This is a genomic window from Bifidobacterium reuteri DSM 23975 (assembly GCF_000741695.1).
GTDB lineage: Bacteria > Actinomycetota > Actinomycetes > Actinomycetales > Bifidobacteriaceae > Bifidobacterium > Bifidobacterium reuteri.
Genome location: NZ_JGZK01000001.1, coordinates 250,844 through 277,376, shown reverse-complemented (window position 1 = coordinate 277,376; position 26,533 = coordinate 250,844). Strand labels below are relative to the sequence as shown.

At 61.1% G+C, this 26,533-nt stretch carries 22 protein-coding genes; 3 read left to right on the top strand and 19 right to left on the bottom strand.

Features of this window, described 5'->3' with window-relative positions; genetic code table 11:
* Positions 1-12: 12 nt before the first annotated feature.
* The 4 genes from BREU_RS01060 to BREU_RS01045 form a co-directional block, all read right to left on the bottom strand.
* Positions 13-690, bottom strand: coding sequence for a pyroglutamyl-peptidase I (locus BREU_RS01060; protein ID WP_044089177.1), 678 nt, complete (start codon positions 688-690; stop codon positions 13-15).
* 24 nt (positions 691-714) lie between these two features.
* Positions 715-1,620, bottom strand: coding sequence for an IspD/TarI family cytidylyltransferase (locus tag BREU_RS01055; RefSeq protein ID WP_414133007.1), 906 nt, complete (start codon positions 1,618-1,620; stop codon positions 715-717).
* Between the two features lie 125 nt (positions 1,621-1,745).
* Positions 1,746-2,783: a purine nucleoside phosphorylase YfiH/LACC1 family protein gene (locus BREU_RS01050; protein WP_081886480.1), complete on the bottom strand. Its 1,038-nt coding sequence runs from the start codon at positions 2,781-2,783 to the stop codon at positions 1,746-1,748.
* A 2-nt stretch (positions 2,784-2,785) separates the two neighbouring features.
* Positions 2,786-4,417, bottom strand: coding sequence for a peptidase U32 family protein (locus BREU_RS01045; RefSeq protein WP_238566966.1), 1,632 nt, complete (start codon positions 4,415-4,417; stop codon positions 2,786-2,788).
* A gap of 84 nt (positions 4,418-4,501) precedes the next feature.
* On the opposite strand from BREU_RS01045, the gene BREU_RS01040 reads away from it, so the two are divergent.
* On the top strand, positions 4,502-5,506 hold the full coding sequence (locus BREU_RS01040; RefSeq protein WP_044089182.1) for a tRNA (guanine(37)-N(1))-methyltransferase: 1,005 nt from the start codon (positions 4,502-4,504) through the stop codon (positions 5,504-5,506).
* A 20-nt stretch (positions 5,507-5,526) separates the two neighbouring features.
* Here BREU_RS01040 and BREU_RS01035 read toward each other — a convergent pair whose 3' ends face one another.
* From BREU_RS01035 to BREU_RS00965, 15 genes are all read right to left on the bottom strand, one after another.
* Positions 5,527-6,534: an alpha/beta hydrolase gene (locus BREU_RS01035; RefSeq protein ID WP_044089183.1), complete on the bottom strand. Its 1,008-nt coding sequence runs from the start codon at positions 6,532-6,534 to the stop codon at positions 5,527-5,529.
* A 117-nt stretch (positions 6,535-6,651) separates the two neighbouring features.
* Positions 6,652-7,677, bottom strand: a complete 1,026-nt coding sequence (locus tag BREU_RS01030) for an alpha/beta hydrolase (protein ID WP_052381970.1) — start codon at positions 7,675-7,677, stop codon at positions 6,652-6,654.
* 234 nt (positions 7,678-7,911) lie between these two features.
* Positions 7,912-9,186, bottom strand: coding sequence for an MFS transporter (locus BREU_RS01025; RefSeq protein WP_052381969.1), 1,275 nt, complete (start codon positions 9,184-9,186; stop codon positions 7,912-7,914).
* A gap of 109 nt (positions 9,187-9,295) precedes the next feature.
* Positions 9,296-10,267 (bottom strand): AraC family transcriptional regulator, encoded by a 972-nt coding sequence (locus BREU_RS01020; RefSeq protein ID WP_238566965.1) that lies wholly within the window; start codon positions 10,265-10,267, stop codon positions 9,296-9,298.
* 3 nt (positions 10,268-10,270) lie between these two features.
* Positions 10,271-10,921, bottom strand: a complete 651-nt coding sequence (gene rsmD / locus BREU_RS01015; RefSeq protein WP_044089201.1) for a 16S rRNA (guanine(966)-N(2))-methyltransferase RsmD — start codon at positions 10,919-10,921, stop codon at positions 10,271-10,273.
* A gap of 362 nt (positions 10,922-11,283) precedes the next feature.
* Positions 11,284-12,132: an ABC transporter ATP-binding protein gene (locus BREU_RS01010; RefSeq protein WP_202962209.1), complete on the bottom strand. Its 849-nt coding sequence runs from the start codon at positions 12,130-12,132 to the stop codon at positions 11,284-11,286.
* Positions 12,133-12,188: 56 nt separating this feature from the next.
* On the bottom strand, positions 12,189-13,349 hold the full coding sequence (locus BREU_RS01005) for a taurine ABC transporter substrate-binding protein (RefSeq protein ID WP_052381968.1): 1,161 nt from the start codon (positions 13,347-13,349) through the stop codon (positions 12,189-12,191).
* A 45-nt stretch (positions 13,350-13,394) separates the two neighbouring features.
* Complete coding sequence (locus tag BREU_RS01000; RefSeq protein WP_081886463.1) at positions 13,395-14,333, bottom strand: ABC transporter permease; 939 nt, start codon at positions 14,331-14,333, stop codon at positions 13,395-13,397.
* A gap of 225 nt (positions 14,334-14,558) precedes the next feature.
* Positions 14,559-15,689 carry an iron-containing alcohol dehydrogenase family protein gene (locus BREU_RS00995; protein ID WP_044089184.1) on the bottom strand — a complete coding sequence of 377 codons (1,131 nt, stop codon included), beginning with the start codon at positions 15,687-15,689 and terminating at the stop codon, positions 14,559-14,561.
* Positions 15,690-15,775: 86 nt separating this feature from the next.
* Positions 15,776-17,137 (bottom strand): aminotransferase class III-fold pyridoxal phosphate-dependent enzyme, encoded by a 1,362-nt coding sequence (locus BREU_RS00990; RefSeq protein WP_044089185.1) that lies wholly within the window; start codon positions 17,135-17,137, stop codon positions 15,776-15,778.
* Between the two features lie 253 nt (positions 17,138-17,390).
* Positions 17,391-18,665, bottom strand: coding sequence for a PucR family transcriptional regulator (locus BREU_RS00985; protein WP_044089186.1), 1,275 nt, complete (start codon positions 18,663-18,665; stop codon positions 17,391-17,393).
* A gap of 37 nt (positions 18,666-18,702) precedes the next feature.
* The gene (locus BREU_RS00980) at positions 18,703-19,425 is read right to left on the bottom strand and encodes a sulfite exporter TauE/SafE family protein (protein ID WP_081886462.1); all 723 of its coding nucleotides are present in this window, start codon (positions 19,423-19,425) and stop codon (positions 18,703-18,705) included.
* Positions 19,426-19,505: 80 nt separating this feature from the next.
* On the bottom strand, positions 19,506-22,241 hold the full coding sequence (locus BREU_RS00975; RefSeq protein WP_044089188.1) for an ATP-dependent DNA helicase RecG: 2,736 nt from the start codon (positions 22,239-22,241) through the stop codon (positions 19,506-19,508).
* 73 nt (positions 22,242-22,314) lie between these two features.
* Positions 22,315-22,509: a 50S ribosomal protein L28 gene (gene rpmB / locus BREU_RS00970; RefSeq protein WP_044089189.1), complete on the bottom strand. Its 195-nt coding sequence runs from the start codon at positions 22,507-22,509 to the stop codon at positions 22,315-22,317.
* 161 nt (positions 22,510-22,670) lie between these two features.
* Positions 22,671-24,164 carry an aminotransferase-like domain-containing protein gene (locus tag BREU_RS00965; protein ID WP_044089190.1) on the bottom strand — a complete coding sequence of 498 codons (1,494 nt, stop codon included), beginning with the start codon at positions 24,162-24,164 and terminating at the stop codon, positions 22,671-22,673.
* Between the two features lie 371 nt (positions 24,165-24,535).
* Here BREU_RS00965 and BREU_RS00960 point away from each other — a divergent pair, with 371 nt between their 5' ends.
* Together BREU_RS00960 and BREU_RS00955 are read left to right on the top strand one after the other, a co-directional pair.
* Positions 24,536-25,231 (top strand): LysE/ArgO family amino acid transporter, encoded by a 696-nt coding sequence (locus BREU_RS00960; protein WP_044089192.1) that lies wholly within the window; start codon positions 24,536-24,538, stop codon positions 25,229-25,231.
* Positions 25,232-25,428: 197 nt separating this feature from the next.
* Complete coding sequence (locus BREU_RS00955; protein ID WP_044089193.1) at positions 25,429-26,445, top strand: PfkB family carbohydrate kinase; 1,017 nt, start codon at positions 25,429-25,431, stop codon at positions 26,443-26,445.
* Positions 26,446-26,533: the final 88 nt, after the last annotated feature.

Below are 26,533 nucleotides of genomic sequence, written 5' to 3'. Positions count from 1 at the left end.
GGTCCTGCGCGTTCAGGCGATGAGAATGTCCGAACTGGAGGGGTTGAGATAGTAGCGCACGGTTTCGCGCACCACGTCACGCCCGGCCTCGATCTGCTGCTCAAGCGGCAGACCATGCTGCGACGACTGCTCGGGACGTACCGGCGGGAAGCTGACGAATCCGCCAAGCACGCGGTCTTGCGTATCCATCCAATTGAGCAGGTTGTAGAACAGCGAATTGCATACGAATGTGCCGGCATCGGAGCTCAGAGATGCAGCGATGGAGTCATCGGTGAAATCCTGCAGAATCGAGCGCAACGGCAGTCGGGTCCAATAGGCCGCAGGACCGTTCGGGTCAATGGGCTTGCGGCGCGGAATCACATTGTCGGCATCCGGGCGCTCTGTATCCATCAGATTTGTGGCGCAACGCTCAAGCATCACGCTGCGGGCGGAATGCTTGAGCCCTGTGGCGATGACGATATCCGGCTGTACGGCTTCGATGCCTTCCTTCAGCATGGGCCAGGCCTTGGCGAAACTCACCGGAAGGCTGACCGCGTGAACCTTGACTTGAACTTCGTTGAGCACGTCGTCCGGTCCGGACGGCTCTCCAAGGCCTCGTTCGGCGATCGCCTTGGGCACCTCGTATGCAGGGTTGATGTCCACGTCAGCATAATGGTCGAATCCGGATATCACCACATTGAGTTCACGCATATCACACAGTGTAGCCGCCTGCGACTACCGCATCTGGCCCGCGGCCTGGGCAAGCAGCGCATGCATGCGCGCGCGGGCCTCCTCCTTCGGGTCGCGGCCCTCGATCTCCTCGGCGATGCGCTCGGCGGTGGGGATGTCCTCCAGCGTGGTGATCTTGAGGTTGGTCTCCGCGCCGGAGACGATGGCCACCGGTTCGTTCGGCAGGTAGTCCACCACCACGCGCGTATCGTCGGTGGGATGGAAGTCCGGGTCGGCGGCGGCGAGCTCATAGGCCTTGCGGATTGTGGAGAACCGGAAGGACTGCGGCGTCTGCGCGCGGAACGTGTTCGGACGGTCCGGCACAGACCTGACCACTTTGAGGTCGCCCAGATCCTCGGTGAGCAGCACGGTGTCCGTTGACGCATAGGCCACGGTGGCGGCTTTGAACTGGTCGAGCGCGTCGATGGATCCATCGATCGCCGACTGCTGGACGAACGGACGCACGGCGTCATGGATGAGAATCTTGGCGTCATCCGGGATTCCGGCCTGAGCCAACATGTCCAGGGCCGCGGCAGTGGAATCCACACGTTCGGCACCGCCGTCGATCACCACACGCACCTTGGCGTATCCCCGCTGGTCGATCAGCGATTCGACCTGGGAGCGCACTCTGCTGTTGACCACCACGACGATATCGCTCACGCGTGCGCATCGCTCGAACGCCTCGATGCTCCAGCACACGATAGGCTTGCCGCCCACAGACACCAGTTGCTTGGGGTTGTCGGGGTCGAATCGCGTGCCGAATCCCGCGGCGAGCACCACGGCCACCACCGGTGTGGATTGCGTGGTCGCAGCTTGGCCGGCAGACGACGATTGCGCAGACGTCTGCACAGTCGCGTGCGCAGACGCGCGCATGGTGGAAGTATCGATTTCTCTCTCAGTCATAGGCACCACCGTAGGGTGAGGGATACCCGTTCGTGACCTGCGTCACTCTATTCTTTACATTCTTTACCGAATGTGCTCGTGATTCGTGCACTATCCACACATTGCGCATGTGCTATTCGTGCATCGTCCGTGCACTATTCGCGCACGACGAGAGCAAGCATGCGGCCTTCGTGGGACTTGCCCGCCAGCGAGGCGCGGCGATGCGAATACCAGAGCGGGTTTTCGAGCGTGCACATGCTGCGGTTGATATGGGCGATGCGTTCGGCGAGCGCCGCCGGTCCCTCGCCATCAGTACGGCACAGTTCGGCCAGTTCGGTGTCTTCTTCCAGATATTCGGTGGCGGCGTGCACGCGCGGCATCGAATCGACGACCTGATGAACGCCCGCGAACGCCAGATCGATCATCGCGGCCTCGGCTATGTCGATGCCCGCTCCACCGAAGCGGGTTTGGGTCTTGGTCAGGGGGAATCTCTTGACGAACTGATCGGCGATGTCATCGCCCACCTCATAGCAGTCGCCGCAGATGCGCGGGCCCAATGTGGCCACGATGCGGCTCGGCTCGGCACCTTTGAGCTTCATCAATTCCACCGTGGCGCCGATGATGCCGCGTTCCAGACCGCGGCGTCCGCAATGCGCGGCGCCGATGATGCCGGCCACCGGGTCGGCCATCAATACCGGCAGGCAGTCAGCGGCGAACATGCCCAACGCGATGCCTCGCCGGGCGGAGACCTGGCCGTCGGCGTCAATGACCACGGCACCGCCGTGTTCGGCATCGGTGTTTCCGGTCGCCTCATCGGCAACGAGTCCCGCGGCAGACAGCGCATGATGCGTACCGGAACCGTCGAAACCGAAATCGGTGTTCACGGCGTATTCGTCGGTATCGACGTCCACTGCGACGCCGGAATGCATCTGGGACACCAGGGACAGCGGCGCGCCGATCGCTTCGGCGAGCGCGATGCGGTTGGACAGCACGGCCTCTGGCTCGTCGCCGGATTTGCCGCCGAGGTTGAGGTTGCCCCAGTCGCCTGCGCTGAGGCCGCCGAGTCTGGTGGTGTAGACCACCTTGACACCGGGAGCCAATGCGATCGGGATGGTCACCGGAATCGGGCGACCTTCACGGTCGGTGGAGCTGATGGCGTTGGAGTCAAGGATTTCGTCGCTGTATTCGGTCATGGTCATTCGGCTTTCAACGTGGGTTTCTTGGTGCGGGAGCGGATGGCGGCGTTGATCGGCACCTGGTGCGGGCAGGGCATCGAGAACACATGCGCGGGATTGTTGATGGCGGGGACGGGCTGGCCATCGGCATCCCGCAGACCTGCGTCCGGCACGGTGAACACCAGCGGCTGTTCACCGGGCAGCAGGAATTCGACTTCCTGGCCCGGCTCGATCTTGTTGCGGCTCATCAGCGTCACGCGGCCGCCTTCATCGGCGCTCCAGCTCAGCACCTCCCCCACCACCATCCACGAGCGGAAGTAGGCGGAGCGGTCGATGTTCTGCGTCACCTTGTGTTCGGGATAGTAGAACCCAGTGGAGTAGTCGCGATGGGCGACTTTGTCGGTCTCCTCAAGCAGCCATCCGGGCAACGTCACGTGCGGGGCGGGACGGACCGCGGCATGCTTCCAATCGCTCTCGATGACTTCCACCGCCGTGTTGGATTTGCGCCGGGTGGAGCGGGCGTGCGCGCTCATGCCGTCGGGCTCGGCGACGGCGACGACATCTGCACCGGCACCGGCACCGGCACCGGCACCGGCACCGGACTGTCCTATCACGGTGATGCCCGGACGCTCGTAGCCGTCGTCCGCCACACCGGCGAACGCCTTGTCGGCGTTGCGCATCACCTGATCGCCGGCATCATCCGAGCCGAACGCGGCCATCACCTCGGCATAATCGGGATCGGACGGGCGGACCACGCGGTCGTGGAACGGCTGCAAAACCGTGCCGTCCGCCGATTCGAACCCGCGCTGCACCATGTATTCGTTGACCGCGGTCTTATAGGCGTTGGTCATCGCGGCGATGTAATACGCGCTTTTGGCGCGGCCTTCGATCTTGAGGCTGGTGGCGCCGGAGTCGATCAGGTCATCCAGGTGATCGAGCATGTTCATGTCCTGCGAATTGAACAGGTAGGCGCCGTCCTTGGTCTGCTCGATCGGATAGTACTTGCCGGGGGCGCTTCTCCTCCACGATCGAATACTTCCAACGGCATGGCTGCGCGCATTCGCATGATTGCCGTCGCGCCCGGTCAGATAGTTGGAGAACAGGCAGCGGCCGGAGAAGGCCATGCACATCGCGCCATGGACGAAGCACTCGATGTCGAGGTCGTCGGGGATGTTGGCGCGGATGTCGCGCACGGCCTGCAGATCCATCTCGCGGGCCAGCACCACACGGCGGGCACCCAGCTCATAGAAGGCGTTCGCAGCCTGATAATTGGTCACGCCAGCCTGCGTGGAGACGTGCAGCTCCAGGTTCGGCGCCACCTGACGGGCCATCATCATCACGCCGATGTCGGAGACGATCAACGCGTCCACACCGGTGTCCTTGAGCTGGCCCACGTACTCGCGCATCGCCTCGATCTCGTTGTTGCGCGGCAGTACGTTGCAGGTCACGTACACGCGGGCGCCGCGCGCATGGGCGTAGCGCGAGCCCTCCTCAAAGTCCTCGAGGCTCAGGTTCTTGGGGGCGGAGCGCATGCCGAACGCCTTGCCGCCGCAGTAGACGGCGTCGGCACCGTAATCGACCGCGGTCTTGAGCCCCCTCAGATTGCCGGCTGGCGCCAGCACTTCGGGCTTCTTGCGTGTGGGAATGGTCATCGTCGTGTTCATCATCGCAATAGTGTAACGACGGGTCTGTAATGCGCGAGCTTCTTATGGACGGGTACCGATAGGCTGTGTGACATGAAGATTGATATCGTGAGCGTATTCCCCGAGTACTTCGAGGTACTGAACTTGAGCCTGATGGGCAAGGCGCAAAGCAAGGGCCTTCTGGAGATCACCGCCCATAACCTGCGCGACTGGACGCATGACGTGCATCATTCGGTGGACGACACCCCGGTGGGCGGCGGTGCCGGCATGGTGATGAAGCCCGAGGTATGGGCGGAATGCCTGGACGACCTGCTGGAACTGGAGCCTCCCTCGGAAAACGGCCCGGCGGAGGAACTCGCATTCCCCTCCTCGGAAGCCGAGGATTCACCTGATGAAGCGATACTTGACTTCTCGGAAATTCGCGACGATGCGCTTCTGGATGAGGACGCTGCGGATGTGATGGATCGTGATGCCACCGTCGAGCCCGACGGAGGCAGTGACAATGGCGCAACGAACGGCACCGACATGGCACCGACTCAGGAATCCGCCCCAGTGCTGATCTTCCCGAATCCGTCCGCTCCGCTGTTTACCCAGCGTGATGCCACCGAGCTCAGCCATGCCGGCCATCTGCTGTTCGGCTGCGGACGCTATGAAGGCTATGATGCCCGCATCCCCGAGTACTACCGCGCGCAGGGCATCGATGTGCGCGAGTATTCGATCGGCGACTATGTGCTGAACGGCGGCGAGGTGGCCGTCTCCGTGATGCTGGAGGCGATCACCCGCCTGATGCCGGGGTTCATGGGCAACCCCGAATCGATTGTGGAGGAATCCTATACCGGCGAAGGCGCACTGCTGGAGCACCATCAGTACACGAAGCCCGCGGTGTGGCGAGGCATATCCGTACCGGAGATCCTACTGTCCGGCGACCACGGCAAAGTCGACCGGTTCCGTCGCGATGAGGCGCTGGCCCGCACCAACGACATACGGCCGGACCTTATCGAAGCCCTGGATTGCAAGGCGCTGGACAAGGCCGACCGTAAAACACTGATGTCGCTGGGCTGGGAGGTTTCCGCCGCCCACCCGCGGCGTCTGGGCTGATTGTCTGGCGAGTCCGCCGCTCAGAGGCGCTCGGCAAGCCAGTCCAGCACCAATCCGACCGCGCGATTACTGCGGAAACCGTAGGCGGCATGACTGGCGTTGCCCAGCTTGTAGAAGGTCACGTCCTTGCCGAGCGCCCTCATCGTGGCGTACAGACGACAGCTCTGATTGAACGGCACCAGCAGATCACGCCCGCCATGCATGATCAGCGTCGGCGGCGTCACACGGTCTGCGTCAAGGTACGTCATCGGCGAAGCGTTGCGGCTTAGTTCCGGATGCTCCAGCACATTTACGCCACCGATTTCCATGCCTTCCGGGCACTCGGCCGGCGCGTGGTTCTGCGAGCTTGGATAGTAGTTCATCATGGCGAAGTCGGTCGGACCATACCAGTCCACGATGCACTTCACTTCCGCACTCACCGGCTGATAGTCCGGTGTATCCGGAGCGGTATCACCGGTGAAACCGGCCATCAACACTGTGTGGCCGCCGGCGGAATCCCCGAAAAGTCCGATGCGCTCCGAGTCGATACCTAGCCGTTCGGCATTGGCGCGGATATAGCGTACTGCGGTTTTGCAATCCTGCATCTGAGCCGGGAATGGCGCGACATCGCTCGGACGGTATTCGGGGACCACTACCACATATCCCTTTTCGGCGAGGCGGATGTAGAGGCTGTTGAAGGTGGAAGGATTCGGCTTGTGGAATGCGGCGCCACGCATGTAGACAATCACCGGCCAGCCAGCTTCGGGCTCGCCGTTCGGCATATTGCCATCGTCGTGGAACGGCGTGTAGATATCCACACCGAGTGGCAGTTCAGTGCCGTCTGCGAGCGCGCGGGTCACATATGTTTCATGGGTGATGTAGGTGGAGTAGAGGAAGTCGTCGGTATCAAGGTCGTCGATGACGATGCAGCCTTCCGGCGTCTCCTCGGTGCGGGGAAACTGCGCCACCTGGCTCGGCGGTGTGGGGATGGGCGGCAAAGGCATGGCGGCCGGCGGCTCCACCAAGGATTCAATGTCAATTGCTGTCATGGCAGTGAGAGTTCTTTCTATTCAAGTTCGAGGTTTGCGCAAACTATAAGGTCTGCGCAAACTCAGAGGTCACACAGATTATTCGATCACATAATCGGCTGCCGCGTCACAGCGGAGTCACAGTCGATCCTTGAGCCAGTCGAAGACGACATCAAACGCCGCATCGCTGCGGAATCCATAGCAGGCATGGCAGGAATTATCAAGCTTGTAGAAGGTCACGTCCTTGCCGAGCGCCCTCATCGTGGCGTACAGACGGCAGCTCTGATTGAACGGCACCAACTGATCGCGGCCACCGTGCATGATCAGCGTCGGCGGAGTCGGTCGATCGGAGTCAAGGTACGTCATCGGCGAAGCGGCACGGTTCAGTTCGGGATGCTCCAACACGTCCACGCCACCGAGCTCCACGCCTTCCGGGCACTCGGGCACGTGATGGTTCTGCGAGCTCGGATAGTAGTTCATCATGGCGAAGTCGGTCGGACCATACCAGTCCACGATGCACTTCACTTCCGCACTCACCGGCTGATAATCGGGCGTATCCGGAGCTGTATCACCGGTGAAACCAGCCATCAGCACCGTGTGGCCACCGGAGGAGTCGCCCCAGAGCGCCACACGGTCCTTGTTGGCGTGGAATCGTTCGGCATTGGCGCGCATGAAACGCACCGCGGTCTTGCAATCCTGCATCTGAGCGGGGAACGGAGCGTCGTCGCTGGGCCGGTATTTGACCGCCGCCACCACATAGCCGCGTTCGGCGATACGCACATAATAGTTGAGGTAGTCGAGCACGTTCTGCTCATGGAAGGCGGAGCCGCGAACGAACACGATCACAGGCCATCCGTCTTCCGGGATTCTGCCTTCCGGCATGTTGTCTACGCCCGGCGTGAACACCCACAGCGGCATGTCGACGGAAGTGCCGTCGGCCAGCTGACGGGTCACATAGGTGATCTGCTCCATATCAACCGGGTATCCGAAGGTGTCTTCGGAAGGTTCGGAAAGCACGATGCAGCCTTCCGGTACTTCGTCGGTATGAGGGAAGTTCTTGGTTTCCGGGATCGGGGTTTCGATGGGTTCGAGCGGCTGCGGTGAGGGCGGCGCGATCATCGAGGAGACATCAGGAACGGCGGAATCATTGGTTGGATTGGTCATGGTGTACTTCCTTGGGCTTGGATTGTCCGCGCACGCGCTGATTGATGAGCTGAGCAATGCGCTTACCGATTCGTTGACCAGTACGCTTGCGGTGCGCGGATGAAGGATATGAATGGATGATTGTGATTTGTTACGGCAGTGGCGGCCACTGTTGACCGCCACTGGAAAAGAATTCACTGGTTTTGAGGCATCACTGCCACAAATCTTGTTGGTTTTCGGCTCCGGTAGATAGCCTTACTCGGCAGCCTCGGCGGAAGCCTCTACTGCGGCGGGCTTCTTCTTGTCGAAGGCGTTGAAGACGAGCACCATCACGATGCAGATGAGCATCATGATGCCGGCTTCGTTCAGGGATTTCCACGTGCTGGTCAGACCGGTGAGCGCGCCCAGCGCAGCGAATGCGTAGGTGGGCAGGAAGGAGCCGACCGAGTTGCCGAAGAAGGCGTAGGAGGTGGCCTGTGCGGAGATCGTCGGATCAGTGTGCTCATTGACCAGGAAATTCACGTACGGCATGAACCAGCAGAAGCCGACGCCGAAGAGCACGGCCGCCGCATACCAAGCGCCCAGCGAGGCGGTGTTGGCCCACAGGAACAGGCCGGCCGCCTCCATGGCGATGGCGATGATGCCGATGAACATGCCGACGAAGCGCTTGGCGAAGCCGAACAGGAAGCCGCCGATGAAGGAGGAGATGGATACGACAGTCATCACTGTCGCGGCTTGGACCGCGGTGATCACACCGGTCTCCTCAGCTGCAAGGGACAGGTTCACGGTGTAGAAACCGTAGCCGGTGGCGAACACGATCTGCAGGACCATGCCGAAGTATGCACCGAGCGGCATCTTGGTGCGCTTCGCCTTGGTTGCGGAGTCGGCCTGCGCGCTCTTGTGCACCCTGCCGATCTCGTTCACGCTGTTCGGCACGAAAGCCAACACGAAGAAGAACACCAGCAGGGCGAAGAAGTAGACGAAGTAGAAGTAGTGCCAGTCGATGGTCATGATGCCGGCGATGGCGGAGGAGAAGATGGTGGCGCCCAAACCTACCATGGCGGACTGGATGCCCATCATCGTGTCAGCTTCGCGCCCCTTGAAGCAGTCGACGATCAGGGATGCGGAAAGCGGCTGGATCAGGCCGACGCCGAAACCGCAGATCACGCGCAGTACGATCTTGAAGGCAAGAGACGGTACGAACATCGGCAGGAAGCCGCCGGCGAAGCACAGCAGAGTGCCGAGCAGGCACAGGTTCTTTTTGCCGATCTTGCTGGCGAACGCACCGCCGATCAGCGTGGCGATGATGCCGCCAATCACCGGCACGTTCACGAACGACTGCAGTTCCATGGTGGAGGCATTCGGGAAGTCCTGCTTCAGGCTGGAGACCACGGCCATCGTCACCGAAACACTGCACAGCAGCAGCGACAGCGACAGGATCGCGCTTTTCAGCATGGCGCGTGCACCGCCACTTTGCGGCAATGCGGCAACGGCATCATGGGTGCCGGAAGTTACAGGTTCGTTGCTCATTGGGAAGGCTCCTTTGCTTTACCTGACTCATTTGCTTGTCCTTGCAAACGTGTTTTCAGCATACGGAGCGCGTCACGAGGCGACTGAGCTAAAAATTGACCCTTATCCGTCACTTTGTGACATGTTCGGATATTGGCTCCTCAGCGCGTGACCCATTCACCGAAACCACCCGGTCACCTCGGTACAAGCGGCGGAAAGCGACTGGCGTCATACCGAATCGAGCGGAGAATGCACGGGCCAGTGAGCGCGGATGGGAGAATCCGTTGCGCTGTGCGATCTGCGCGATGGTGAAGTCGCCGTTCAGCAAATCATCCACCGATGATTGCAGCCGAATCTCAGTCAAGTATTGGTCGGGGGTCACGCCAGCACACCGTTTGAACATGCGGGAGAAATACTCGCGTGAATATCCGAAACGCTGTGCAATCTGCGCAATCGATATTCCGCTTGCGAAATGGGTGCTCATGTATTCGGTGATGTTCTGAATATCACCGAACGCGATACCCCCCGAAGTCGTTTCATCGTCCACTACCCACCGTTCATCGATATGGCACAGGAGCGCGAACAGCAGCGCGTTCATGCGGATGAGTTGCATCTCCGATTCGTCATATGTGCATTCGACGATGCGCTCGCACAGTTCCACCAGCTCGTCAGCGGTATATTCGCAACCGCTCCCCAGAGGCACCCCTTGAAGCAGATGCCGATTGGACAGACCGGGATCCAGGCGTGAGAGATATTCCCCATCAAAGGTGATGGAGAGGCAGCACTGACCGTCTTCATACGGCTCAGGATGGATGGAATGTAGGCTCTTCGGACTGATCAGACAGAGTTGCCCGTCATTGAGGGTGACCTCTTGGCCATCGATGAACAGCATCACCCTTCCATGCCGGGGATAAATCAGTTCACTACCCAGATGCCAATGCAACGGCACATCCTGCGCCGGCATTTCCGTGTGGACACGCACAATAGCAGGGCAGACCGGCGAGCAGCCCCATGATTCGTGGTGATCACCGTCGATGACCGATTCATAGTCGAGATTCCGGTCGACGTGGAACATCCGTTGCGAGGCTTCAGCCGTGAACATGGATCACTCGTTTTGCTCAGTGAACACCGCGGTGTCGGCGTCGGGCCCGGCGGACTCGGCGGCGTCGGCGGTTTCGGCGGATTCTGCAATCGTCTCGATGTAGAATACGGCGGTTTCGCCGTAGTTGCGGCGCTCGGTGATCGCCCAGCCTTCAGGCGCTGCGGGGTCGTCGGAGCGGATCGAACGTTCCAGCATGATGACCGTACGCTCGTTGGTGGCATCTCCGGCTGCCAGATCGGCGAGCAGCTGGTTGCAATCGTCGGTCCCATAAGCGTAGGGCGGGTCGATAAAAATCACGTCGAACGACTCGCCGAAGCCGCCTGCCACCGTTTCGGCTTTCTTCGCCAGCACACGGGCGCTCAGATTGGCGTTCCACGAACGGTTGCGCTTCAGGTCGGCGAGGGTTTTGGTAATCAGCGCGGCAGCCGGGCGCGAGCTTTCCACCGCCACCAGTTCGCGAGCGCCGCGGCTCAGCGCCTCGATGCCGAGCGCGCCCGTGCCGGCGAACAGGTCGAGCACGCGGGCGTCATCCAGAACTCCCCACGAGTCGAGATGGGAGAAGATGGCCTCCTTGGTCCGATCGGTGGTGGGGCGGGTGCCGGTTTTCGGGGTGGCCAGCGCCACGCCTTTGAATCGTCCTGAAATTACGCGCATGTTCACCAGCTTAGCCCAGTCAACAACAAGCTGCAGGTGAAACAATGCCATGAAGACTGGCAATACCGGCGTAACGACAAGGCCAGCCGTCATCTGCAGGCAAAACAGGTACAGATATAAGTCATAGTTGCAGGTGAAACAGTGTCGTGAAGCACAGCTGCAGGTAAAACAGGTACGCGACCAGCATCAAAAAGGCCTCTACATGTACACTTTTTACCTGCACGCCCAAATAATTAGTGTTGTTTTACCTGCACCCGGCTTCCCCGGCTTCCCCGGCTTCCTCAGATTCCGCGGCTTCCTCGGCTTTTGACTTCCTCTCCATTTGCCACTGACTACTCTCGGACTATCTCCTGAACTACCGGCTACTCCTGATCGTCCTGCACATAGATAGCTTGGGTGATCTCCTCGCGCAGCTTGACGAATTCGGGCATGGCACGCACCTTCTCCATATTGTCCGGATCATCGGGGTCGCGCGGCAGCGTGATTGGAATGTCCATCTTCACCGTGCCGGGGTGCGCGCTCATCACGATCACACGAGTAGCGAGGAAAATGGCCTCGTCCACGCTGTGAGTGATGAAGAACACCGTGCTGTGGCGCTCGCGCCATATGCGAAGTAGTTCGTTCTGCAGCTTCTCACGGGTCAGGGCGTCCAACGCACCATAAGGCTCGTCCATCAGGATCACGTCTGGCTCGGTGGCGAGCACGCGCGCGATCTGCGCACGCTGCTGCATGCCGCCGGAGAGCTCGTATGGACGACGGTCGGCGGCGGAGGACAGTCCCACCAAATCGAGGAAATGGTCGGCGCGTTCCTTACGCTCCCCCACCGGTACGCCCTGCATCTTCATGCCGAACTCCACGTTCTTGCGCACGGTGAGCCACGGATAGAGCGGAGGCTTCTGGAACACCACGCCGCGTTTTGGACTCGGTCCGTCAATCGCCACGCCGCCGGAGACCAGTTCACCGTCCGACGGCTTCTCGAAGCCGGCCAACATATTGAGCAGCGTGGTTTTGCCGCAGCCCGAACGACCGACCACGCAGATGAAGTCATGCTTGTTGATTGTCAGGTTGATGTCATGCAAAGCGGTCACCTGATCGCCCTGCTGGGTGATGAACCGTTTGTTGACGCCACGGATGTCCACCGCCACGCCCTGATCGTCCATCGTCTTCTTTTCGGTAAGCTCACCCCAAGTGAGCGCGTCGTCCTTCGCCATGATAAGTCCTTTCTCGCTGCGCGAACCTCGGCTGAATACTGCACGGGTGCGGCTGATTACTGCTTGGCCACCTGATCGATGGCGTCGGTGTAGAGCACGTTGGAATAGTCGTCGCTCACCTTGTCCAGACTGCCTTGGGTTTTCAGGAATTCCGCGGTGTCCTTGAAGATGCCCGGCAGCTGTCCGTGGAAGATGTCGCTTTGGTCCTTGGCCTGCGGGTAGGTGTAGCCCTTGAACTGCTTCTTCACGTCGGCCACCGAGTTGCCGAGAATTGTGGAGATGGATTCCGCAGAATCCGCCTCTTTGCTGGAGATGAGTCCGACCGCGTAGTTCTCCACTGCGGTCCAGGTCTCCATGACCTCCGGGTTGGATTTGATGAACGCGTCCGTGGCGAGCTCCATATCGTAGGTTGCAGAACCGGTTACGGCGGTGGCGGCGCTGGAGGTCACGATGGTGCCACCATCCGCCTTCAAGGTGCTCAGGACCGGATCCCACACCCAAGCCGCGTCAATCTCGCCGCGGGTCCATGCGGCGGACATCTTATCCGGGTCAAGGTTGATGAGGTTCACGCTGGTCTCATTCATACCCGCGTTGTGCAGTGCGGAGAGCAGCGAGAAGTGCGATGTGGAGCCGAACGGCACGGCGATGTTCTTGCCGGCGAGGTCCTTGATGGACTTGTAGTCGCCGCCGCGTGCCACCAACGATTCCGCGTCGCCGATGATGTCATGGATCCAAACCACCTTCACCGGAAGGTTCAGCGGGGCGGATGCCGCGCGCACTGCCGGGGAAGAACCGGCCAGCCCGATGTCCAGCGAGTTCGAGCCGAACGCCTGGATTACATCTCCACCGGAGTTGAACTGGCTCCACTGGATGGTGGCGTTCGGCAGGCAGGCTTCAAGCAGCCCCTTGTCTTTGACAATCAGATCCGCGTTCGGAATGGCCTGCCATGCGATGCGGATGGTGCCGGTGAAGTCCTCGTTCTTGGCCGAGGGCACCGGACATTCGCTTACCGCCGCACCCGAGGTGTTGCCGACCAGTTCGTCGGCGGTCGGCATCTTACCGCAGCCGGCGAGACCGGCGAGCATTGAAGCGCTCACCGCCAGCGCTCCGACTCGGCGAACCATCCTGCGGCGTTTTGTTTCACGATATGTTTCACAACCGTTCTGCCGCTCGCCACCGTCCGACGCCATCAACTTGGCGACATTGTTCTTCAGCATCGTGATTCCTCTCCTCGATTGATTTGCCATACTGTCTCTTCGCCGTTATTCCTTGCCCACCCACGGTGTCACCAGATGGGTGATGCCGAGAATCAGCCAATCGAGCAGCAGCGCCGCGATGCCGATCACGAAGATGCAGGCGATGGTCAATGGCGTGTTGAGCTCGGTGCCGGAGAGATAGGCGAGCGCGCCGATGCCGGGGATACCGTTGTTCAGCTCAGCGGCCACCACGGTGGTCCACGCGAAGCCGACCGCCAGCCGGATGCCGTTCATGATGGACGGCAACGCGCTCGGGAAGACCACGAACAGGAATGCTTTGGGTCGCGATGCGCCGAGGGAGAGCGCGGAGTTCACGCGGTCACGGTTCACCCCGTTGATACCGTCGACGGTGGCGAGCACGATTGGCGGGAATGCAGCGAGGAACAACAGCCAGATCTTGGTGGTGTCGCCGATGCCGAACCAGACGATGAGCAGACCGATGTAGCCCAGCGGCGGCAGCGCACGAATGAAGTTGATGTATGGCAGGATGATGCGGTTGAGCCAGCCGATTTCCGCCAAGACGAAACCGACCAGTACGCCGACCACGATACCCAGGGCCATGCCGATGCCGATGCGCTCCAGCGAGACCACAAGATGCTGCCACAGGAAGTACTGCTGTTCACCGCAGACGATGCGCGAGGATCCGGCGGAGGCCGGTCGGCAGCTGTTCGCCTCGATGAAGGCGTCCCATACGGCTTTCGGCCCCGGCAGGTACAGCGAGTTGATGAGGCCGGCGGAAGTGACCGCCCACCATACGGCGATCAGCAGCACCAGCGAAATCAGCGGCTGAATCTTCTTCGACTTCATCCATGTAGGCAGGGGCTTGCGCTTGGCGGTGGCGGCACCCTCTACAATGGACACTCCGCTGATGGCGGTTCCCGCCACTACCGACGTGCCCGGCTCATTCTGGTTTCGGCTCGGAGTCGGTGTTGTTGCATCGCTCATAATCGTCTCCTCTGCTGGTCTTTCCCGATGTTTCCCTTGTTGTACCGGCGGCAATCGCGTGATCGATTACGTAGTTCTTACGACTTGCAAACGTTCTGTTTCCACATTATTACCGATTGCTCGAATAGTGGACTTGAATATGGAATACGATAGCGAGACCGAGGAAGGCGCCCGGTATGATGCCAAGCGCCCGGCATAACCATTCCCTGTCTCGGCTCGCTCCGGTCAGTCGGTGGCGGCCAGATGCTCGTACATGTCCCGGAGCATCTCGTCGGTGATCTCGACCGGATTGTTGTACAGGTTCGGATGGCGGCTGATGCGCACCAGATCGTCGATCTGCTCGGCGCTCAGGCCGAGGTCCTTGAGCCCGGTGCGCAGCCCCACCTTGGCCTTGAGCTCGTGAATGGCGTCGGCCATCGCACCCACATCCTCGAAGCCGATGGCCCGGGCGAACTCCTGCACACGGCCGTGCTGGGCGTCCGCGTTGATTCTGGCAAACCAGTCGAGCGTCAGACCGCAGGCCTCGCCGTGCGCAATGCCATGGATATTGGTCAGCGGGAAGGAGCAGGCGTGCGAGGACGTGGTCTTCGGCAGCGTGAACGCCAGCCCGGCGATCACTGACGCCTCGCACATCTTCTGACGGGCCTCCGCGTTGTCCGGTTCGGCCACGGCGATGGGCAGGTACTTGAACACGAGCGGCGCAGCGTGAATGGCGCAGGCGTCGCAGATCGGCTGATGCCCCTTGCTCCAATAGCCTTCGATTGCTTGGCTCAGCACGTCCATGCCGGTGGAGGCGGTGACGTGCGGCGGCACCGAATAGGTCAGTTCTGGGTCGATGATGGCCACTGAGGGGAAGAAGCCGTCCGAGACAATCGGCGCCTTCTTGCCCAGCGCGCGGTTGGTGAGAACGGATACGCAGGTGACTTCGGAGCCGGTGCCGGCTGTGGTGGGCACTGCGATGATCGGCAAATGCTCCTGAGGCATGGCCTTGCCAGTGCCGTGGTAGTCAGCAATGGAATCGTTCGTCAGGGCGATGCTGGCCGCCGATTTGGCGAGGTCCATCGCGCTGCCGCCGCCCATCGCCACCACGAATTTGAGGTTCTTCTCGCGGATCAGGGCCGCGGCCTTATCCACTTCGGTAACGTCCGGGTTGGGCGAGAATTCGGAGAAGATCTCGCTGATCGCGCCTTCGGAGTCCTTGACAATCCTCTCAGCGGTGCCGTTCTTGGCGAAGAGACGCTCGGAAACGAGCAGGCCCCCTTCCGTTAGACCCATTTCCGCCGCCACGTCCTTGATCTCACGGACGCGGCCGTTGCCGAAGCGTATGGCGACCGGCTGTTGATAATCCCAAAGCATTGTTGTCGTTCCTTTCTGTCCGTACGGCTCCCCGCCGTCGGCTTATGCCGACGGCTCTCCTCAACGAGGGGAGCCGCAGCAAGGACTCAGTCGCAGAAGTTCTCGTCGACCCAGGTCAGGACCTCATCCACCTTGGGCAGTTCGGCCTTGAGCTCTTCGGCGGTGATGGTCAGCGGCGGGCAGATGTTCACGTTGGTCTCACGGCCGAAGGTCAGGAAGCCCTTGTCCTTCAAGGCGCCCATGATCTTGCCCATCACCGGATTGGCGGTGTGGTACGGGCTCATCAGTTCGCGAGTCTCCTTGTTCTTGACGATGGTCATCGCGGAGAACAGGCCGATGGTGCGCGATTCGCCCACGCACTTGTGCTTGGCTGCCATTTCCTCGAGGAACGGCTTCAGGATGCCTTCCATCTCCTTGACGTGACCGGCTACGTCATGCTCGACGTAGTAGTTGACGGCGGCCACGCCGGCGGCGCAAGCCAGCGTGTGGCCGGAATAGGTCAGACCGCACTGCAGCACATGGTCGGTGAAGTAGTCGGAGATGGTCTTGGAGACCACCACGCCGCCCAGCGGCACATAACCACAGGTGACGCCCTTGGCGAAGGTGAAGATGTCGGGCTTGATGTCGAAGTTCTGCCAGGCGAACATCTTGCCGGTGCGGCACCATCCGGCCATGACCTCGTCGCAGATCATCAGGATGCCGTACTTGTCGCACAGGGCGCGCACACCCTCCATGTAGCCGTCCGGCGGCAGGATCACACCGTTGGCGCCGACGATGGATTCCATGATGATGGCGGCGATATCGTCCGGGTTCTCGTAGATGATCTGGTCTTCGAGGCGCTTGAGGTACACAGCGGTGACCTTGGCGTCATCCTTGCCGCGTTCGAAGCCGTCCTCGTACATGTTCGGGTTCATGAAGTGCACGAAGCTCGGGGCCGCGCCGCCGGCCTCGGTGGCGAAGCGACGCCAATCGCCGGAGGCGAAGGACGCGCCCAACGTCGAACCATGGTAGGAGCGGTAGCAGCTGAAGATCTTCTGGCGGCCGGTGACCATGCGGGCCATCTTGATGGCGTTCTCGTTGGAGTCGGCGCCGCCGTTGGTGAAGAACACACGCTGGTAGAAGTCGCTGCCGGCAAGGTCGACAATCATCTTGGCGAGCTTGGACTTCGGCTCGGAGGCGTAGGCAGGGGCCATGAAACACATCTTGTCGGCCTGGGCCTTGATGGCATCCACGATCTCGGGCAGTTCATGGCCGAGGTTGGAACACACCAGCAGCGACGACATGTCGGCGTACTTGTTGCCGTCGTAGTCGTAGACGTAGATGCCCTTGGCGGACTTGACCGGTATCACCGGCTCGCCCTGCTTGTGCCAGGACTGCATCACGTATTCGCGGTGCAGCTCGGCCACTTCTTCGCCGGTCAGTTCCTTGGTTGCCAGTGATTCGCTCATCGTCTCGTCCTTTCATGCGGGCTTACGCCAAACAGACGAAACAGAGATGTGCACGATACACAATCGAAACAACGGTTTCGCGATGTGCCGCATCACATGATTGCTATTTGCTGCTTGACGACTGCTTGGAATCCTTGTGGATTCCTTGATTGCTTTGCAGTCTACGAGCGAATGATTCATGGTTCCATATCGCAGAACCTAAAGATGATTGTGCTCCAGCACAATCATCTGCGATTGCATCCTGCACAGTTGACTAGCAGTCGAGGACCTCGCGTACCTGCAGCCCCACCGAGAGGAATTCGCGCGTGCGGAAGTCGGACAGGCTCACGCCCAGAATGTCTTCGATTTTGTTGAGTTTGTAGCTTACGGTGTTGCGATGCACGAACATGCTGGCGGCGGTCTCCTTGACCGAACCGGAGAACTGGAAATACACACGCAGCGTCTCGGTCAGATCAGTGCCGTTCACACGGTCGTATTCCACGAGCGGGCCGATGCTGTCGTGATAATAGTCCTCCAGGATCGCATGGTCCGAGACGGCAAGCAGCAGCTTGTCGATGCCGGAATTATCGTAGAGGGCAACCTCGCCCGCACGACCACGCAGATGCTGCAACCGCTCGAGTTTCAATGCCTGATTGTAGCTTTTGCCGATGCATCGGGCTGACTTGGTCACCTTGCCCACGCCGATGTATGTACGTTCGAGTGTCGTGCCCTGACTACGAATCGCGGCAATCATCTCGCGCACCATCATCTCGACCTGTTCGGCAGTATATCTGGCGAACACCAACACCAGCCGTCCTTCGATGTGCACCACAGCCACACGCCATTGATTGCGCGTAATCAACGATTCAATGTCACGACTGTACAAGGCTACACGCTCGGCGTCGTGATGTCCGTGGACGAGGTGGATTCCCGGTTCATTCCCGGCGACGGATGCAGTCGCCGCCCCCACCGCCGAGGTGCCGTCATCCATCGGCTCAGCCGGCATCATCATTGCAGTATCGGCGCACGCGCTGAACACGGTCACGCAATAGTTCCAGTCCTTGGCAAAACCGGATTGTTCCAGATATTCGAGATACATCTCCTCGCGATCGGGATGGAAGATGGCGTTCTCCAGCGCCGCGGCCAACTCCATGCTGTGCTTCTCGCTCATCGTGATGGCTAAACTGAAGCTGTGCATGATCTGTGCCATGTGCACGCTCCATGGCACTTTGAATAGCGGAAAGTCATGCTCGTCGCAGAACCGTATGGTTTCCGGGCTGATCTGATGGATGAACGGGCCGATGTTCACCACCACACCTGTGGCTCCAGAGGCGTAGGCGCTTTTGACCAACGGATACAGGTCCTCCTGTGTCTCCAGACCGATACCGGTGGTAAACGCAATCTCCTGACCTTCGAGGAAGCCGGCGATCTCCTCGTTTTCGACCATATGCACCCATCGCACCGGCCGGTCAAGCCCACCTCGGCCCGCCACCAGCACCATGTTCTGGTCGGCGGTCTGCTCCACCAATTCCTTCAAACGAACGGTCATTCGCCTGCTCCTTGTCCTTGCCTATGGTGCAATCGACCTACAGCACGATCGATGCGCCGGAAACCACCAGCAGCACATAAGTGAGTTTCAGGAACGCCTGTTGGCTCACATGCTTCTGGAGGCGGTTGCCGAAGACGATCGCCACGACCAACGGCGGAATCGACACCGCCGTAAGCACCAGTGCATGCGGAGTCAGTACGCCGGCAACCCCCTGCTGCACGGCCAGCACCGAATTGAGCGCCACCCAGACGCAAGCCATGGTGGCACGGAATTCGTCTTTGTCCTTGAGCCTCACCGCAGCGTAGATGACCAGCAACGCACCACCGGAGATGAACATGCCATGGATTACACCTGCCAGCAGTACGATGATGACGAGCAGCCAGTGCGGCGGCTCGCCATGCGACGGCCATATCAGATTCTTCAACGCGATTACGATGATGAACACGCCGTAGGCCTTCTGCAGGGGCGTCAGAGGCAGCACCGCATACAACCCCACGCCAGCAGCCATGCCGATGGCCATCAGTCCCACCATCTCGCCAAGAATGCGCCACCGAATATGCGCACGATGCTGCACGCCCAGCCACAGGCATGCCAGCAGCGTGGTCAGATTCAACACCACTTTGGCGGTATCGGTTCCAAGCAGCAGCATCGAGAACGGCATCGCGAGCACAGTGCCCGCGAATCCAGTGATCGCCTGAATCACGTTCGCCGCGAACAGCACGACCAGAAACAGCACATCGCGCATGTTCTCGCCCATCATCTCTCCTTGCAGCAGTAAGCCTTGCCGGACCGACAATGGACACACCGTAGCGAGCCTGCGTAAACTGGCGCGTTACGGTCTCAGCTGGAGGTCAGGAAGGTTTCGTTGCCGCGGGTGAAGTCGAGTACGGCACCGGCGAGCTGCACGTCGTCCGTCAGCTCCGGGTCGTCGGCGAGGATCTGTTCCGCGCGCGAGCGGGCGTCGGCGATCATGTCGGCGTCCTTGACCACGCGCAGCAGTTTGAGGCTCGACTTGCCGCCGGACTGCGCGTCGCCCAGCACATCGCCGGCACCGCGGAACTCGAGATCGGCCTGCGCGATTTCGGCGCCATCCAGAGAATGATGGATGACTTCCAGCCGTTGCTCGGCAATCGACCCCGGTTCGGCTCGCGAAATCAGGAACGCCCACGAATTCGTGCCGCCTCGGCCCACGCGTCCGCGCAACTGATGCAGCTGGGACAGGCCATATCGGTCGGCGTCGAAGATCACGATGCAGCTGGCCTGCTTCACATCCACTCCGACTTCGATCACCGTGGTGGACACCAGCACCGGCGTTTCCCCGGCCGCGAAATCAGCCATGACCTGGGTCTTGACGTCATCCTTGTCCCGTCCGGTCAGCGTGGCGAACCTGACGCCGTCGAATTGCGGCAGCTTCTGCAGCCGTCCTGATATCTCCTCCACCGAATGCAACGGCGGGCGGGCGACGGTCTCCCCGTTCTCGTCGTAGGTCTCGTACGGGTCGTCGATGCCGACCGATTCGGCCTTCCGGGACCCGCCGCGTACGTGGGAGGCTGAGCGGCGACCGTTGTCTTCGGCCGCCCTGTTGCGTTCGGCGGACGCTTCACCGGACTCGTCGTCCGCGTCGATGCGGGGACAGACGATATACGCGCGCTCCCCCGCGTCGATGCGCTGGCGGATGTGCTGGAACATACGGACCATCGTGGGGACGTCCGCTTCGTTGACCACCACCGTGCGAATCGGCTTGCGACCGCCCGGCAGCTCGGTAAGCCATGAGATGTCCAAATCACCAAACCATGTCATGGCGGCGGTGCGCGGAATCGGCGTCGCGGTCATGACCAGCAGATGCGGCGTGGTGCCGTCATCGGTTTTGGCATTGAGGCTTTCGCGCTGCTCCACGCCGAAGCGATGCTGCTCGTCGATCACCACCAACGCCAGACGCGGGGCCTGGAACGTCTTGGAAAAGGCTGCATGCGTGGCCACGATGATACCGGGCACACCGCTCGCCGACGCGGCCAGCGCCTTACGGCGGGCGGCCAGTTTCATGCCTCCGGTCAGCAGTGTGACAGGGATTGCTGGGCTCGCGGAGGAAACGGACGCCGTGAGCGCCGTAGTATCCGACTCGCCGCTCGAATCACTGCGCACATTGGTTTCGTCCAATCGCGCCAGCATCGTGACGATCGTCTCATAATGCTGTTCGGCTAGCACCTGGGTGGGAGCCACAAGCACCGTCTGATAGCCGGCGCCGACTGCTTGCAGCATGGCCGCGAGCGCCACCACGGTTTTGCCGGACCCCACCTCGCCCTGCAGCAGTCGCTGCATCGGACAGTCGCGGGAGAGATCGTTGGCGATGTCATCGATGACCTGGCGCTGACCGGCCGTGAGCGAGAACGGCAATGATGCGATGAACCGGTCGCGCAGATTGCCGTGAGACCCGTCATGCGACGAGTTCCGGGACATGTCTTTCTGTTCTTTTTGTACGGTGGCACCGGTCGAACTGGCATCGGCCGGTGCGGCATCAGTCGAACCGGCATCAAGCTTGCAGGCATGCGCGCTCGACCTGTGCGCATGCTGGCGCGCCTTGAGCAACGAGATCTGCGAGACGAAGGCCTCTTCGTAACGCAGGGTCTCAATGGCGCTGTTGAACCGCGAGCGGGAATCGGGATCATGAATGGCAAGAAACGCCTCGGCCCGGTGCAACAGCCCCCGAGCCGCGCGCACCTGCTCGGGCAGGATGTCGGGAATGGCGCAAGACAATCTGTCATCCACTGGTAGATTCCCGGCAGACGGATTCCCGGCAGACGAATCGACCGGGGAGACTTCCCCCTCACCTGACTGGACGGCGATGCTTTCCGTACTGGGCGGCACCAATGCAGTCGCCTCCGCAACAGAGGCGCCAGCCGCCCCACCGGGTTGGGTGGAAGTGCGCGCACCCATCATCCACAGGAGGTTCAGTATCGTCTCATGGATGCGTTCGGACGAGATACGCGAATTGGCATGGTAGACCGGGCGCGGACGGGTGACGCGCAGTATGGCGTCGTCCAGGGAATCGGCATCGTACTTCAGCGACGATGGCACCGGCGACCCTGCAGCCGCGCCTCCCGATACGCCGGTCCCATTGGCGGCCGGCGAAGACGGGGCGACCGTCATGACATCCGGATGCGTGAACTGGAGCTGGCCCATGTACTCGCTGGGCACGCCGGAAACCACCAGTGTCGGGCTGGATTTCAACCGCATGCTCACCCAATCGATGTAGTTCTTCCTCCCGCCGAAGAACGTGAGCTGCGCGGTGCCGCCAGGCATGTTGCGGGCTCTGGCGAAATCCGCGTCATCAACCGTGGCGATGACGCGGAACGTGCGGCCCGGCACCACGCGGACATCGCGTACCGAGGCGACGAACGCCATCTGCTGGCCGATCTGCGCTTCGCGGATGGTGCTCAGGCGTACCGGATCGGTGACGCGGAAGGGGTAATAGGTGAGCGCGTCGCCCACAGTGACGACGCCCAGTGACTTGAGCGCGGACACACGGCGCTTGTTGGCGACCAGCGATGCCAATGCAGTGTCCAAAGTAATGCCCATAGCTGCTTATTCTATAAAAACAAAACCCGCCGAGCCGAAGCTCAAGCGGGTTTTGCAGACGTCAATACCTGATTCACGCGACCACGCGCTGAACCTTGCCGGCCTTGAGGCACTTGCCGCACACGCGCAGGCGAGTGTTCTCGCCGTCGATGGTGGTGCGCACAGACTGGAGGTTCGGACGGAAGGTACGCTTGGTACGACGATGCGAATGAGATACGGTGTAACCGGTCTGCGGACCCTTACCGCACACTGCGCAACGAGCTGCCATGATGGACTCCCTTTAAACCTTGATGTTTCAAGTCTTTTCCGTGTCCAACCGGCGGTGTTACCCGACATGCCGAACACACAACTTCACAAATATACAGCTCAATACCGACAATCGCAACTTATGCGCGTATCATGCCGCGCTTGGCACTCCCCCAGACGCCGTCACAGCAATGATGCCACCACACCGGCGGCATGGGAGAACTCCTCGGGCGTGGTGTATGCATAGCTCAGGCGCAGCGCGTTGTTGCCCGCAAAATCATAGATGTCTCCGGGATTGAGCAGCACGCCATGATCGAGCGCCCGTTGGAACAGCCTCGCCATGCGAACCGGCTCGTCGAAGGACAGCCAGATGTAGAAGCCCCCGACCGGCACATTCCAATGGGCGCGGCCGGCGAAGAGCCGGTCCAGCGTTTCCAGGGCTGCATCGCGACGCCGGCGCAGCGCCACGCGCAGCGTCTCCAGATACTCGGCGTACATCCCCGATGTGAGGAATCGCGCGAACACCCACTGGTTCAGGGTGCCGGCACCGTAATCCATCTGCATCTTGACGTCGGCGAGCCGGTGCACGATGCGCTCGTCAGCCACGATCCACCCGATGCGCAGTCCCGGCGCCAGCGCCTTCGAGGCGCTGCCCACGGTGATCACCATGCCCGTCTCATCGCATGCCTTCAGCGATGGGGGCACATTGCCGTCGAACACCAGATCCTGATACGCGCAGTCCTCGATGACCGGCAGCCGGTCCGCCACACATGCGTCCACCAGCGCCCGCCGCCTCTCCAGCGGCATGGTGACGCCCGTGGGATTGTGATTGGTGGGGATGGTGTACAGCACCGCGCCGCCACCGGAGGCGGAAGACCTGGCAGGTGCCGCAAGGCCGGACGCGCCCACCGAACGCAGCACCTCGGGCAGCGACGACACGTCCAGCCCCTGTTCGTCCATCGGCACCCCGGCGAGCCTCATGCCCGCCGACTGGAACACCTGCAGGGATTTGATGTAGCTCGGCGCCTCGGCCAGCACCGTTGAGCCGGACGACAACAGGCTCACCGAAATCATCTGCAACCCCTGCAACGCCCCGGACGAGATGAGCACCTGTTCAGGGCGGCAGTCGATGCCCCACTCGTGCATGCGCCCGGCTATAGCTTCGCGCAATACGTCCAGCCCCTCGGGCGGCGGATAGCCGAGCGCATCGATCTCCTCGGCGGCCTCATGCGCCACACGCCGCCACATATCCCGCGGGAACAGTCGCGGGTCGAGTTCACCCGTGCCCAATCTCGTCTTCGTGGGATCGAATTCAAAGCGATTGATGGCCTGAATCGTATCGTTGTTCGCCTTGAAGAAGCCGGAAGAGACATAATCCGCCCAGTCAGGCGCGCCGGAGAGCATCAGCGACCAGGTGTTGCTGACGATGCGCGTGCCTGCGCCATGCCGTCCCTCGACGACGCCATAGTCGGCGAGCTCCTCGATAGCCGCGATGACGGTGGACCGGTTCACGCCGAAGGCCTCCGACAGTGCACGCTGGCTGGGCAAACGGGCGCCGATGGGCCAAGCACCAGAGGCGATGCGACCGCACATGAAATCGACGATCTGCCCGGTGACCGGGCGATCGGCAGACCGATCCGGCTTCCAATCGATGTGCAGTGGTGCGATGCGCGCCATACGGCACCTCCTCTATCTCAGTCCATCTCGGCGGCAATGGCTCCCGCCCACACATTTATCCCGCCATCGCGCCGGCCGATGCAATACTCTGGCCAACAGCGCACATTTGGTTGGGCAATAGCATCCGTTCTTGGCTGGTTGCCAACAGTACACGATTATCTAGCATAGGACGATAGCACTGCAATTCTGGGAAACGATAGTGCGTCACCTTTGGTACCTACGGTGAATCCAACGCAGTTTGGCTGGTACAGATAATCATATACCACCCAGCCAAATTGTTGGCAATACACAGGGAGCACAGGGACCGAAACGCACACAGGGGAATGCGCAACGCGCGCACAACACAAGCGACAGCAGAAAGGAAGCCCACAATGGGTCTGTACCTTCAGGGATTGACGATGGGATTCGCCTACATCGCACCGATCGGCATGCAGAATCTGTTCGTCATCAACTCAGCACTGACCCGCACCCGACGCAACGCCCTCATCACCGCGCTCATCGTGGTCTTCTTCGATGTGGCACTGTCGTTGTCCTGTTTCTTCGGCATCGGTGCGCTGATGCAATCGCACCCTTGGCTGGAACATACCGTGCTCGGGCTGGGCGGACTGGCGGTAATCCGGATAGGACTGGGATTGGCACTACCCCGCAAGGGACAGTCCCCCGCCAATCAATCCGAGCCGGCGCCGCATACTGCAGCCGGCGGCAGCGAAACTCAATCCAGCGCCGCCACCGCACGGATTCCCAATCGGCATCTCGGTGTCCGCAGACTGCTCCGCACCATCGGCACCGCATGCGCCGTCACCTGGTTCAATCCGCAGGCCATCATCGACGGCACCTTGATGCTCGGAGCGTTCGCGGCCACCCTCAACGCGCAGCAGACCACACCATTCATCACCGGCGTCGAAACCGCCTCCGTGCTGTGGTTCTTCGGCGTGACGCTCCTCGTCAATACGTTCGCGCACAAGTTCAGCCCAAAGATCCTCACCCTGCTCAACCGTGCATGCGGCTGGGTCATCACGCTGTACGGGGTCAAACTGCTCATCGATTTCACGCTCGCCGTGCTGTGAACCTTGTCTGTCACCTCGACCCATGACCCCGATGTGCCACTGAAATCCCCCTGATGCACCGCTGTTTCACACGTCTTATCCAATAACGAACGGCGGTTTGTCCATTCCGATTCCGATGTGCTCCCATATAATTTCCTTAGGAGACGTCGGGAGCGAAGAAGCTCTGAGTGTTTCCATGCGCGACAAAGGAGGCTGTCATGTTGGATTTGAGACGAGGAATCGGCACGCACCGGCCGAGTGTGATCTCCCTGGGGCAGATCTGGGTGGACATCATGATGAATGTGGACGAAGTGCCGGCACAGGGCGGCTTCGCCGTGGCCGACCACCCCAAGCCGTCTATTGGCGGCAGCTACCGTGTGCTCGAAGCAGTCAGCCGCATGGGAGTGCAGGCCGAGCATGCCGGCATCCTTGGCAACGGTCTGTGGGCCAACTTCATCCGGCAGTCGTTCCAGGACAACGGCATCACCCACATCGGCCAGGATCGGCTGGACGAAGATTCCGGATTCCGCGTGGTGCTCAACTCGGGAGCGCCCCAGAAGACCTTCATCGCCTCCTATGGCGCCGAGGCCCACGGCGGCACCGACACCTTCTCGATGCTTGAGCCCCAGGAGCATGACGTCGTCCACATCAGCGGCAATACGCTGATGGACCACACGGCGACCGGAGTGGACGGTTTCCTGCTCAAGGCGGGCACCGACCCGTCCACACGTGACTATGCGCTGGTCATCAACCCGACCAACACGTTGCGTCTGGTCAACGACCATATGCTCGAGGATCTGGTGCTCGCGCGACCCATCTGGTCCTGCAACCGCCAGGAGGCCATGACATTGGCCGAACGCCTGGGCGCCCCGATCGACGACAGCAAAGTCACCATCGGCGGCGGACTGGACGACTTCATGCATCAGCTCTGCGATGGACTCGGCGCGACACTGCGTGCGCCGCTGGTGGTACGCGTCGGTTCGCTGGGGGCATGGGTGCGCATGCCCGGCGGCGACACCACGCATATTCCCGGATTCCCGACCAAAGCAGTACATACCCGTTCGGCAGGCGGATGCCACACGGGCGTGATGTGCGCGATGCTGGCCAGAGGGCACGGTCTCCCCGAAGCGGTGAACATCGCCAACGCCGCAACGTCCATCGCCATCTCCCGCAGCGTAAACGGCATCCCGCAGTGCCCCGAATACGATGAGGCCATGACGCTGCTCAAGAAGTAGCAACGCCCGCCTCACCTCCCCAACGCCCTTCAGCGAATGCCGGACATGGAGTCCGCGTCGGACACACCCCAGCGGTGAAGTCTGACGC